12 protein-coding genes are annotated in these 12877 nt (G+C 36.3%); 6 read left to right on the top strand and 6 right to left on the bottom strand.

Features of this window, described 5'->3' with window-relative positions:
• Nucleotides 1-81 precede the first annotated feature (81 nt).
• From DBX25_RS20800 to DBX25_RS05830, 3 genes are all read right to left on the bottom strand, one after another.
• Nucleotides 82-249 (bottom strand): hypothetical protein, encoded by a 168-nt coding sequence (locus tag DBX25_RS20800; RefSeq protein WP_170110117.1) that lies wholly within the window; start codon nt 247-249, stop codon nt 82-84.
• Between the two features lie 246 nt (nt 250-495).
• Nucleotides 496-921 carry a hypothetical protein gene (locus DBX25_RS05835; RefSeq protein WP_108669837.1) on the bottom strand — a complete coding sequence of 142 codons (426 nt, stop codon included), beginning with the start codon at nt 919-921 and terminating at the stop codon, nt 496-498.
• Between the two features lie 5 nt (nt 922-926).
• Complete coding sequence (locus DBX25_RS05830) at nt 927-1127, bottom strand: YlaI family protein (protein ID WP_108669836.1); 201 nt, start codon at nt 1125-1127, stop codon at nt 927-929.
• Nucleotides 1128-1293: 166 nt separating this feature from the next.
• Here DBX25_RS05830 and DBX25_RS05825 point away from each other — a divergent pair, with 166 nt between their 5' ends.
• A complete protein-coding gene (locus DBX25_RS05825) occupies nt 1294-1749 on the top strand; it encodes a pyridoxamine 5'-phosphate oxidase family protein (protein ID WP_108669835.1) in 456 nt (151 codons plus the stop codon).
• A 223-nt stretch (nt 1750-1972) separates the two neighbouring features.
• On the opposite strand, the gene DBX25_RS05820 is transcribed toward DBX25_RS05825, so the two are convergent.
• Complete coding sequence (locus tag DBX25_RS05820) at nt 1973-2572, bottom strand: YhcN/YlaJ family sporulation lipoprotein (protein WP_108669834.1); 600 nt, start codon at nt 2570-2572, stop codon at nt 1973-1975.
• A gap of 189 nt (nt 2573-2761) precedes the next feature.
• Between DBX25_RS05820 and DBX25_RS05815 the strand changes: the two genes are divergently transcribed.
• A complete protein-coding gene (locus tag DBX25_RS05815; protein WP_108669833.1) occupies nt 2762-4090 on the top strand; it encodes a PhoH family protein in 1329 nt (442 codons plus the stop codon).
• A gap of 84 nt (nt 4091-4174) precedes the next feature.
• On the opposite strand, the gene DBX25_RS05810 is transcribed toward DBX25_RS05815, so the two are convergent.
• Nucleotides 4175-4672 (bottom strand): hypothetical protein, encoded by a 498-nt coding sequence (locus tag DBX25_RS05810; protein WP_108669832.1) that lies wholly within the window; start codon nt 4670-4672, stop codon nt 4175-4177.
• Nucleotides 4673-4915: 243 nt separating this feature from the next.
• Here DBX25_RS05810 and DBX25_RS05805 point away from each other — a divergent pair, with 243 nt between their 5' ends.
• The 3 genes from DBX25_RS05805 to pyc all read left to right on the top strand — a co-directional run bounded on the left by DBX25_RS05805 (nt 4916) and on the right by pyc (nt 10151).
• Nucleotides 4916-5197 carry an Fpa/YlaN family protein gene (locus tag DBX25_RS05805; protein ID WP_108669831.1) on the top strand — a complete coding sequence of 94 codons (282 nt, stop codon included), beginning with the start codon at nt 4916-4918 and terminating at the stop codon, nt 5195-5197.
• 149 nt (nt 5198-5346) lie between these two features.
• Nucleotides 5347-6561 (top strand): FtsW/RodA/SpoVE family cell cycle protein, encoded by a 1215-nt coding sequence (locus DBX25_RS05800; RefSeq protein ID WP_108669830.1) that lies wholly within the window; start codon nt 5347-5349, stop codon nt 6559-6561.
• Nucleotides 6562-6710: 149 nt separating this feature from the next.
• Entirely contained in the window at nt 6711-10151 is a 3441-nt protein-coding gene (gene pyc / locus DBX25_RS05795; RefSeq protein ID WP_108669829.1) for a pyruvate carboxylase, read from the top strand.
• Nucleotides 10152-10185: 34 nt separating this feature from the next.
• Here the strand turns inward: pyc and DBX25_RS05790 are convergent, their stop codons facing one another.
• The gene (locus DBX25_RS05790) at nt 10186-11133 is read right to left on the bottom strand and encodes a COX15/CtaA family protein (protein ID WP_108669828.1); all 948 of its coding nucleotides are present in this window, start codon (nt 11131-11133) and stop codon (nt 10186-10188) included.
• Between the two features lie 706 nt (nt 11134-11839).
• On the opposite strand from DBX25_RS05790, the gene cyoE reads away from it, so the two are divergent.
• A complete protein-coding gene (gene cyoE / locus DBX25_RS05785; protein ID WP_108669827.1) occupies nt 11840-12778 on the top strand; it encodes a heme o synthase in 939 nt (312 codons plus the stop codon).
• Nucleotides 12779-12877 lie beyond the last annotated feature (99 nt).

Genomic DNA, 12877 nt, shown 5'->3' with positions numbered 1-12877 from the left:
CAAATATGACGTTGTATAAGTTTTTGATGGGTTTTTCATTGCGATAGAAAAGGACATTTTACACAAATCGATGAATTAGATTTATATTGCCGATATCCTTCCTTCGTAGTCGTCGTATATTTTAAGACCTGTCCTTGTGGGCACAATCGCTGCCTCAATTTGTAGTACTAAATGGTCATTAGGCACAAGTTGATCAATCGCCCACACTTCTAATTGTTCACGTTCATTTAATTGGTTTCTCGTCATCATTTTGTACGTCACTTCTTGTATTTTAACCGCTTAGTTGATTGGAGTGGAGGGCGACGACTCCTGCGGGAGGAGTGTGAAGCTTGAGACCCCGCAAGGGGCATAGCGACTGAGGAGGCTCAAGTCACACCCCGCGGAAAGCGTTCGCCCGGAACGGAAATCAACGGATTATCTAGTATATAAATTATTTTAATTAAAAAATCAGCCCTTAAAAACTTAAGGGCTGATTTTTTAATACAATAAAGTTGCTTATGCTTTCCGTTTAATAAAAAGCGATAGAATTAAACAATAAACTAGATGAGAAAATACCCATAAAGCAATGGCGATAAAATCATTTGGCTTAGGAACAATTCGATCAACAGCCAAATAACTTAACGGGAAGAATAATAATATGGCAGGTAACGTTAGAAGGGTAGCGTATAGAAAACCTATTTTATAAGAAGTAATTTTATTGGAAGTGACGAAAAACATGTACACTACGCCTATCGAAATCGAAACTAACAAATGTAATAGGAATTCTTTTATTTCTGACAATGGATGTGCTCGGAAAAAGGGAATGAAATCTACGTTTAATAAAAGGGAATAGACAGGTATACCTGTCATCTTTTCCATTCCTTTTAAAAGGAACCCAAGGCCTAAACCTGCAACAACTCCCGCAATTACGCCCCTAATCATAAGGTTTACCAGTCTTCTTCCTTACTAATAGGTCGATTAAAACGGAAATTTCCTGTTTCAAGACGTTTATTTGTTTTATCTTCAATTCTTTCATGACATGGATTACACATATATGTATGTATCGGCCTATTACGTAGTCTTTTAGCTTGAAGTGAATTAGAATCTATGTTTTCTATCTTGTCACATATTACACACTTAACTCTCATTGGGCACCTCGAAACGTGATATTGTCTATATTATAACAGAAATATCAAGCTAGGTATTGCTACATGAAGATAATTACTGGAATTTCAATCTTGTGCGTATTCTTGAATACATTACTATTTTTCGCTTATACTTAAGCAAAGCAATAATATTCTGAGGAGGGATACGATGGCTAATATCGTTGAACCAAAACTAATTCAGCCTTTATTTGACGCATTACAAAAAGAGCATTACGTAACATTGGCTACCATCGATTATGAAACTAACGGACCGAATGTAAATGCTATTTCTTGGACACTTGCTAAAGATGCCCAAACCATTTATTTTTCAGTCGATAACCGCTCTAGAATTGTGGAAAATATCAAAGCGAATCCAGCGGTTGTTATTACTTTGATTGCAAATGAATCTACATATTCCATCAGTGGGGAAGCATCTGTCAAGCAAGAAAAGTTAGAAGGAGTCCCATTAAAGTTGGCTCTTATCGAACTGAAAGTAAAAGAAGTGCGGGATGTCATGTTTTACGGCTCTAAGATAGTCACTGAACCTCAATATGATAAAACGTATGATAAAAATGCAGCGGCCAAATTGGATAATCAAGTAATGGAAGCAATGAGAAAAGCCTAAATAGGAAAAAGGATGAACCGTAAAATACAAGGTTCATCCTTTTTATTTATTTCATTAAATTACGGATATTTTAGTAACTTTCGGATATTTGGACTGAATGTACGAAACTATTTCAAAAGTCACGGATAAGTCCTAAACTCACTGATATCAGTCCAAAAGTCGCAGATAACAATCTTGAACACAAAAGTTAATCGGTTAATCCATTATCATGATAATTCTGTTACTAATCCTTATAATTATTTGATTGATCTTGTTGTTCCTTATCCAATAGCTGCTTATCTTTTTTATTCAATGCATCCTTAGGTTCTTCGGTTGCTTTATAAGGGACAGGGTCAACAAGGTCGCCAGGAATTTCAGGCATTAATCGCCCAGCGATGTCAGCGAGCTCATTCATAATGCCTTGAATGGGACGACCATTTTCAATATCCTTTGCAACTTCATCTACTCGTGCCTTCGTGTCTGGATCAGCAATAACGATGGCATTAGCTCCATATGGGTCGTGCTTAATGGCTTCAGCAACTGAATATTTGATTGAGCCAACTTGGGATCGCTCAATTTCAGCATCGATATCAATACCAACGATTGCATAGGGTCCAACTACGACAGCAGTTGCATCATTTACATACGGCGTTTTAGATGCTAAAGACACTAGCCGCTTTGAAATTTCCTTACCTGTTTTTGTATCCACATTTTCTATTACAGAATTCTTAACATTCATTACTTTCTCTTCAGCTTTATTTTTTTCTTCTTGTGCATTTTCTTTCGTCATTTGACAACCACCCAATATCATTAGGGTTAGCAGTATCAATAATCGATGTTTCATCGCAAGATTACCTCCTAATTGAGCAAAGCTTTTTATAGTTAGTCTGCAATAGTTCTTCTATCTTTATGCAATCGAACATATATTTTAGCAACTGTCCTGTCCTAGACATATTGTAATAGTAGGTTTCGTTACATCGCGAAAGCGTTTGGATTCGGACAAAAGAAGAACTTTTCGGCAGGGGGCGTCATATTGGACAAAATTTATGTTTTGGATACGAATGTCTTATTGCAGGACCCATATTCCATTTTTTCCTTTGGTGATGATGAAGTGGTCATTCCGGCGGTTGTATTAGAAGAAGTCGATTCTAAGAAGAGGTACATGGATGAAGTGGGGAGGAATGCAAGACAAGTATCAAAGCTGATTGACAGTCTTCGGGAATTAGGAAGACTACATGAAAAAATACCCCTTCATAATGGTGGAGTACTTCGAATTGAATTGAACCATCGTTCGTTTCATGAACTACAAGAAATATTTGTGGAAAAAACAAATGATAATCGCATTTTAGCTATTGCCAGAAATTTAGCACTTGAAGAAGAAGCTAAGGTGGACGGCAGGAAAGTGGTTCTTGTTAGTAAAGATACTTTAGTTAGGGTTAAGGCAGATGCAATAGGGCTATTCGCTGAAGATTTTTTGAACGATCGTGTTGTAGATGTTGATCATATTTACAGTGGTTTCTTGGAACTCTATATACAAAAAGAAACCTTAGATAAGTTTTACGAAAAGCAGGAATTGCAGGTATCAGATTTTTCTAATCATCCGTTTTATCCCAATCAATTCTTAATTATGAAGGATGCATTAGGAGGATCCGCTTCAGCGATAGGGAAAATAGATGCAACGGGGAAAAAAGTGAAAAAACTGGTCTTAAATTCGGAACATATCTGGGGTATCAAATCTAGGAACGTCCAACAAACGATGGCAATGGAGTTGTTGCTTCGTACAGATTTACCTTTAGTTACCCTTACTGGGAAGGCTGGTACCGGAAAGACATTATTGGCATTAGCTGCAGGTCTCATGCAGACTGAGGATTTACGTATTTTTAAGAAATTATTGGTGGCAAGACCCATTGTACCAGTAGGTAAGGATATTGGGTACTTGCCTGGGGAAAAGGAAGAAAAGCTGAGACCTTGGATGCAACCAATATTTGATAATTTGGAGTATCTATTTAATACAAAAAAACCTGGTGAACTAGATGCAATCTTAGCTGGTATGGGTTCGATTGAAGTAGAAGCTTTGACGTATATTAGGGGGAGAAGTATCCCAGATCAATTCATCATCATTGATGAAGCACAAAATTTAACAAAGCATGAAGTGAAAACTATTTTAACCCGTGTTGGAGAGAGAAGTAAAATTGTCCTAATGGGTGATCCAGAACAAATCGATCATCCTTATTTAGACGAATATAACAATGGATTGACTTATGTTGTAGAAAAATTCAAAGACCAGGCTATCGCGGGGCATGTCAAATTAGTCAAAGGGGAAAGGTCTGGATTGGCTCAATTGGCCGCTAATATTCTTTAATTAAAAGGGGTGACTCAATGTATAAGACAGTCTCCACTCACATGGTAGTGGGGAAATGTCTTATGAGTCACCCTTTACAGATCTTTATTCAACTATGAATGCTCGAATATTTTTAATAGGTTGTTCTTTATAATCACCACGATTAAAATATAGGTGCACAGGTCCATCTTCCTTAATAGGCTTGCCATCTATGGCGAATAATAAAATTAACGAGTCAGCTTCTTCCAATGGTATTGGTATTTGAGTATCTTCCGTTTCAATAATTAATGTTTGAGCTTCCCGTGCAGGCTCTGAGTTTTTTAAAAAAGGTAGTAATTGGATTGCGAAAGTTCCATTCAAAAGTCTTTCTTTTTCGAATTTCTTTTCCGTTTTTAATGTTGGGGGATAAACTGCCCCTTCCATAATCTCTCTATCCCAATGTTTAGAAATGGCCTTAGTGTACAATTCATCTTGGGATTCTTCTTTTATATCCTCTTTGAAAAATTCGGTTAGGTCTTTCTTTCTATCGTCAAAAATCCATACACCTGGATCCAGAGTGATTGGGAATTTCACGTTTCCTTTAATAAGAATAATATTTTCCATTGTGTAATCTCCTTCAATGCCTATTCATCCATCCACTAACATTTAGTATATCTATATATAAGGCTACACTTCAAATGTTTTTATCAACATAACATATTATTTCAAACTATTATCTCTCACTACTACTTAAGGAATTTGATAGCTTGGATAAATAGCGTTAATTTCTTGCAATTTTATAGTAATAAGGTTAAAATTTAAAAGATAGAATAGGCTAATCGCTCTGAAATGGGGGATTTAAGAGGAATGACGTCGGAAATGATCGTTAATCATCGTGAACGAGCTTTTGCTTTATTAAAAGCAGATGCTGATAAAATACTTAAGCTTATAAAAGTTCAAATGGACAATCTTACAATGCCTCAATGTCCTCTTTATGAAGAGGTGTTAGATACTCAAATGTTCGGATTATCCAGGGAAATTGATTTTGCTGTACGATTAGGTTTAGTACTTGAAGAGGAAGGAAAATCCCTTCTTGAACAGCTTGAGAGAGAATTATCCGCTCTGCATGAAGCATCGATGAAAAAATAAGAGCTTTGCGAAAACTCAAACAATCTTAGGATTCGTTTGAGTTTTTTTACAATCCAAACATTAATAGTATGGTAAAATAATTGCTTTCAAAGCTCAAAGTGATATACTAATATCAAATGAGTTATACTAATTGAATGAGATGTGAAAAGATGTTAAAACGAATATTAAAATCTTATGATTATACCTTAATTGTAGTAATAGTACTTTTAAGTTTATTCGGACTAGTAATGATATACAGTGCAAGTATGGTAAATGGGCCGATGAGACATGAAGTGTCAAGCGATTTTTTCTATCAAAAACAAAAAATAAATTTAGTGTTGGCATTTATCGCCTTCGTTGGAGCCGCCTTACTACCCTACAAAATCTATCAATTTAAAAAAGTGTTAATGTTGATTTTTGTAGGTTCAATCTTTATCTTACTAACTCTATTTATTTTTGGGCATGTGGCGGGAAATGCTAAAAGTTGGCTAAATCTAGGGGCTAGGAATCTGCAACCAGCTGAGTTTATCAAGATTGGTGTCATTATTTATATGTCAGCTATTTATGCTAAAAAGCAAGAATACATAAATCAATTTGATAAAGGTGTTGTACCACCCATTATTTTCCTTGTGATCATCTGCTTATTGATTGCTGCACAGCCTGATTTCGGAACTGCTTTTATTATTTTCTTGATTGCTGCAACTATCATTATGTGTTCGGGGATAAATTTAAAAACCATGTCAAAGTTGTTAGCAATAGGGCTGTTCTTCGCGGTGTTGCTTTCACCATTCATCCTATTTTTAAAGGATGATATTTTTTCAGAAAATCGCATGGGACGTATTTATTCATTCATAGATCCGTTTAAGTATGAACAAAAACAGGGGTATCAACTTGTAAATTCGTATATCGCTATAGGATCTGGGGGTTTGAAAGGTGTTGGTTTAGGGGAAAGTGTTCAAAAATATGGGTATCTTCCTGAACCACATACTGATTTCATTATGGCAGTAATCTCCGAAGAACTTGGAGCTATTGGCGTTGTTTTTGTAATAGGTAGTTTAGCTTTAATCGTCATCAAAGGATATTTTGTGGCAAAAAGGTGCAGAGACCCATTTGGTAGTCTATTAGCAATAGGAATATCAAGTATGATAGGCATCCAATCCTGCATTAATCTTGGGGGAATGTCTGGGTCAATTCCTCTTACAGGTGTTACCTTACCTTTTGTGAGTTATGGTGGTTCATCCATTTTACTTTTAGGAATAGCTGCTGGAATCCTTGTGAATGTATCTATGTTCACAAATTATGAAAATAAATATAAATTTAAAGAAAATGAAAAACAGATTGAAATGAAGAAAAAATTCCCATTTAAAGTTTTTTCTTCTTCATAATCATTGTAGGATTCGGATTTGTAATTGAAGTCCGAATCTGCCATTTTTTGTCTGAATTTTCGTATTATTTCGCTAGTTTCTCCATCGTATTATTCATTCAATGGAGTAACATAAATTACACACAATAAAATAACGAAGAGGTGTAGAAGTTGGAGAGACGAATTAGAAAAGTTCTTGCGGCAAACCGTGGGGAGATAGCAATCCGTGTTTTTCGCGCATGTACTGAACTAGAAATCCGAACTGTTGCGATTTATTCGAAAGAGGACTCTGGGTCCTATCATCGATTTAAAGCTGACGAGGCTTATTTAGTAGGTGAAGGGAAAAAGCCAATTGATGCTTATTTAGATATTGAAGGCATAATAGAGATCGCTAAGAACAGCGGAGTGGATGCGATTCATCCAGGTTATGGATTCTTATCTGAGAACATTCATTTTGCAAAAAGATGTGAAGAAGAAGGAATTATTTTTATTGGTCCTCATTCAAGACACCTGGATATGTTTGGTGACAAGGTAAAAGCAAGGACTCAAGCCGAATTGGCAGAAATCCCTGTTATACCAGGAAGTGATGGCCCTGTTAAAGGTCTTGAGGATGTAATTAAATTCGGAAAGGTACATGGATTTCCAATCATCATAAAGGCATCACTAGGTGGTGGTGGTAGAGGCATGAGGATTGTAGGGAGTCTTGAAGAAGTTAGGGAGGCCTACGATCGTGCCAAATCAGAAGCAAAAGCTGCATTTGGAAATGATGAAGTCTACGTCGAGAAGTTCATCCAAAACCCAAAACATATTGAAGTGCAGATTTTAGGAGACAATGAAGGTAATATTGTCCATTTGTTTGAACGGGATTGTTCAGTCCAAAGAAGGCATCAAAAAGTGGTAGAGATTGCGCCATCTGTTTCACTGTCTGAAGATTTAAGAAGTAGAATCTGTGATTCTGCAGTCAAATTAATGAAGAATGTGGATTACTTAAATGCAGGTACGGTAGAATTCCTTGTAGCAGGGGAAGAGTTCTACTTTATTGAAGTAAATCCTCGTGTTCAAGTAGAGCATACGATAACAGAGATGATTACTGGAATCGATATTGTACAATCACAAATATTAATCGCAGAAGGCTTCAGTTTACATAGTAGTGAAGTTGGCATACCTAAGCAAGAAGAAATTAAAACTCACGGTTTTGCCATTCAATCTCGAGTAACAACCGAAGATCCTTTGAATAATTTCATGCCAGATACTGGTAAGATTATGGCTTATCGCTCTGGTGGTGGATTCGGGGTACGTCTTGATGCTGGAAATGGGTATCAAGGAGCTGTCATTACACCTTATTATGATTCACTATTAGTGAAGCTTTCTACTTGGGCTTTAACTTTCGATCAAGCAGCAAGAAAAATGGTAAGGAATTTAAAGGAATTTAGAATTAGAGGTATCAAAACAAACATTGCCTTTTTAGAAAATGTTATACTCCATGAGAAATTTAGAAATGGAGAGTACGATACATCCTTTATAGATACTACTCCTGAATTATTTGTTTTCCCTGTGCGAAAAGACCGTGGCACAAAGATGCTTTCCTATATTGGAAATGTTACGGTGAACGGGTTTCCTGGCGTTGAAAAACGAAAGAAGCCTGTTTTTGAAAAACCAAGGATACCAATAGTACCTGAAGTGGATTTCCGTGGGGGTACAAAGCAGATTTTAGAACGTGAAGGAGCAGATGGCTTAGTCCGATGGATAAAGGAACAAAAGGAAGTATTGGTAACCGATACGACTTTCAGGGATGCTCATCAATCGTTACTTGCTACACGAGTAAGAACGAATGATTTAGTACATATTGCTGAACCTACTGCGAAGCTTTTACCGAATTTGTTTTCTTCAGAAATGTGGGGTGGTGCTACGTTTGATGTGGCTTACCGCTTCTTAAAAGAAGACCCGTGGGATCGTCTATTGGCATTACGAGAAAAAATGCCGAACATTTTATTCCAGATGTTATTTAGAGGATCAAATGCAGTTGGTTATAAAAATTATCCCGATAATGTGATTCGTGAGTTTATAAAACTATCTTCACATGCAGGGGTGGATGTGTTCCGTATCTTTGATAGCTTGAACTGGGTCAAAGGAATGGAAATTGCGATTGAAGCGGTAAGAGATAACGGGAAAGTTGCAGAAGCTGCTATTTGTTATACAGGAGATATCAATGACCCAACGAGAACCAAATACAATCTTACCTATTATAAAAATCTGGCAAAAGAACTTGAAGCACAAGGGGCACACATCCTTGCTATCAAAGACATGGCTGGATTATTAAAGCCGGCAGCTGCCTATAGACTAATATCAGAACTAAAGGATACTGTATCATTACCTATACATCTGCATACGCACGATACGAGCGGGAATGGCATTTTGACTTATTCAAAAGCGATCGATGCAGGCGTGGATATAGTAGATACAGCTTTGAGCACGATGGCGGGGTTGACTTCACAACCAAGTGCAAACACTCTTTATTACGCTTTGGAAGGATCTGAACGAAAACCAAACATAGATATTAAAGCATTGGAACAGCTTTCGTACTATTGGGAGGATGTTCGAAAATATTATTCCGATTTTGAAAGTGGAATGGTGGCACCTCATACAGAGGTTTATGAGCATGAAATGCCAGGTGGCCAATATTCTAATCTTCAACAACAAGCAAAAGGTGTAGGATTAGGAGAGCGTTGGGAAGAAGTTAAAGATATGTACCGAAGAGTGAATCTCATGTTTGGAGACATTGTTAAAGTTACTCCATCTTCAAAAGTTGTAGGGGATATGGCCCTATTCATGGTACAGAATAATCTAGATGAAGAAAGTGTTCTTGAAAAGGGTACAACTATTGATTTCCCAGATTCAGTAATTGAGTTGTTTGAGGGATATTTAGGACAACCGACTGGAGGATTTCCTAAGGAACTTCAAAAAGTCATTCTAAAGAATAAAGAGCCAATCACTGTCCGCCCTGGAGAATTGCTTGACGATGTTGATTTCAATACTCTAAGAGAAGAATTGTTCCGTGAGATTGGCAGAGAAGTAACTGATTTTGACGTTATGGCGTATTCTCTATATCCGAAGGTATTTTTAGATTACAATAAAACTTTAGATCAATTCGGGGACATGTCTAATCTAGATACACCAACATTTGTTTTCGGTATGAGATTAGGAGAAGAAATAGAAGTTGAAATAGAGACCGGTAAAACATTAATTGTTAAATTAGTTTCAATAGGGCAGCCTCAGCCTGATGGTACAAGAGTCCTGTATTTTGAACTAAACGGACAACAACGTGAAGTGATTATTAAGGATGAGAGTATTAAATCAAGTGTAGCATCAAAAATAAAAGCTGACCCGAAGGACGAGACCCATATTGGAGCGACGATGCCAGGTACTGTCATCAAAGTTTTGGTTGAAAAAGGAGAAAAAGTTAAAAAAGGAGATCACCTCTTAATTACTGAAGCCATGAAAATGGAAACAACTGTTCAAGCTCCATTTACAGGTGTTATAAAAGGGATTCATGTTTCTAATGGCGAGGGGATAAATACGGGAGATTTACTATTAGAAATAGTAAGAGGATAAAAAAAAGGATAGAGTGGGATTCCACTCTATCCTTTTAAACTGTTATGTCTTTTTCTTTGGACACTTTTTCTTGTAATAGAGCATTTCTACTGCTTCGAGTTGTTAGTAATAGTAAATAACTTAATACACCAAAGAATAGGGATATGAATAGTGCATGAGATAGGGCAATATATAGGTTTAAGCGGCTAATGATAATTAACCCTCCAGCTATAACTTGTAGTGTTACAAGAATAAATGAGATGATCCAACCCCAGTACACAACTTTTTGATGTTTGTAGTGCTTTAGTAAACCGAATACGATATATGCTACCCATACAAATACTAAACCGGCTAAGAAGCGGTGACCCATTTGCACCCATTCATACATGTTTGCTGGAAGTGTGAATTCTCCATTCACACACATTGGCCAGTCCTTACAAACTAAACTAGAATTTGTATGTCTGACTAAAGCGCCTGTATACACAACTGCATATGTGTAAAGCAATAAACCAACAATATGAAAGCTCATCTTTTTATCAATAACGACTTTCTCAGCTTTAAACTTTTTATCTACTTCAAATATCAATAATGTTAACAAGAAAACAGAGGCAAAAGAAATTAATGATATTCCGAAATGTAAGGCAAGAACAAAGTCAGATTGACCCCACTTAACAGCTGCTGCACCAATTAGTGCCTGTAAAAGCAAAAAGAAGAACGATAAAAAAGATAGAAATTTTGTCTCTCTTATATGGCCGATACGTTTCCAAGACCATATAGATAAAGCTAAAACCATGAAACCGACTGTACCTGACACTAATCTATGAGCAAGTTCAATTACCAGTTCAATCGTTATGTCACTCGGGATTAACTGACCATGACATAATGGCCAAGAGTCACCACAACCTGCTCCAGACTCAGTTTTCGTCACAAGTGCTCCTCCTAGGAGTATGAGAAGCATGCCGATTGTCGTTAATACGGCAAACCATTTTAAAGGTTTGGACATGCGTTTTTCACCTTCTTAATGAATAAAGTAGAACGAACAAGAAAACAATCTTAAAATAATAGAGGTACTAAATTACTATAATTTTGTACTAGAAAAATCTAAAGAAAACTGAATAAGCAATCCATAGAGATCCAATGGATTAATGTCACAATAGAAAGTGTGACGAATACCCCACACACTTTATCGATGTTACACAAACGGATAGATTTTTACAAGGATTTTAGTTATGAAAAATTTATTGTATTATAATAGGGAAAACTGTTGAAACTTATTCAATAATTTGTTAGAAATAGTATGGAGTCATCATATTCCCAGTTATATCAAGAGATTGTTGAATTCGACAAGGAAAGTCATCTCTTATTCATTTGCATACTTATGTTCTTTAATGGTGAAAACACTACATAACTTAGGGATAAATTGGATATATTTCGCCTAGAATGAGTCACAAATTGGACATAAAATATCCAAAAATATTTCACAAAAAACCTAATAAATGTGATTTAATAGACAACAGAAGAAATGTAAATGAAAATTATATTAGGCTAATAACTTTAATGAGTATGTTTTTCTCCCCATTAATTGATTATTGCCATTTATTAGTTTTTACTTCCTTGAATTCAAATATAGAAAAGTATGCAATAATGTTTTATAGTTAAGGAATGGGTACTTTTTTATAGTTGTGGAATCTGATAGAGGGGGAAAATATATGTCGAATCCAAAGGCTTTGGCACAGTCTTCTCTGAAGAGCAATGAACCAAGCCTTCAAGCTGATATACCAAATACAACTGCCTGGAAGGATTTCATGGCCCTAATTAAAATAGGGATTGTGAACTCCAATATGATTACGACCTTCACAGGGTTGTGGTTAGCATTATTTTTTGCGAATGAGCATTTCTTGACCAATCTTGATACAGTGTTTTTTACTCTAGCGGGCTCAGCATTAATCATTGCTGGATCTTGCAGTTTAAATAATTACATTGATAGGGATATTGATCATTTAATGGAAAGAACCAAAACGAGACCGACTGTCACTGGTAAGGTAGACCCGGCAAAAGTACTTGCGCTGGGATTTTCACTTGTCATCGCCGGACTCATTCTCCTTGCATTCACTACTTGGACAGCTACTCTAATAGGGTTGTTTGGAGTTGTTTCATATGTCGTTTTCTATACGATGATGACAAAAAGAAAATATGCTGCAAATACGATTGTTGGTAGTTTTTCTGGAGCTGTTCCACCATTAATCGGTTGGGCTGCAGTGGATGCGAACTTAAGCACACTAGCTTGGATTCTTTTCCTAATCATGTTTATTTGGCAACCACCTCATTTTTATTCACTTGCCATGAAGCGCTGTGAAGAATATCGTGCTGCTGGGGTTCCCATGTTACCTGTAGTAAAAGGATTTGCAAGAACTAAACTATCAACGATGTTATGGATTGTGTTTTTACAGCCAACTCCATTCTTCCTTACATCATTGGGTATGCCGCTTGTAATTCTTGCAATAATTTTAAATGTAGGATGGCTAGCACTAGGAATTTATGGGTATAGATGGGAAGATGATATTAAATGGGCAAAACTAATGTTTGTTTATTCATTAAACTATCTTACTATCCTGTTTGTCGCGATGGTTATCGTAACTTTAATTTAGGAATTCTTTCTTATTTTTCTGTAAGAAATTATTAATAGAGAGAATTCTCACAACTGTTAATCAATGTTCAGTTTTGTGAGAAATTTTTACGAAAGAGGG

Source organism: Peribacillus acanthi, assembly GCF_003073175.1.
Taxonomy (GTDB): domain Bacteria; phylum Bacillota; class Bacilli; order Bacillales; family DSM-1321; genus Bacillus_BN; species Bacillus_BN acanthi.
The sequence above is the reverse complement of the archived record's forward strand: the minus strand, read 5'-3'. Positions and strand labels throughout refer to the sequence as shown.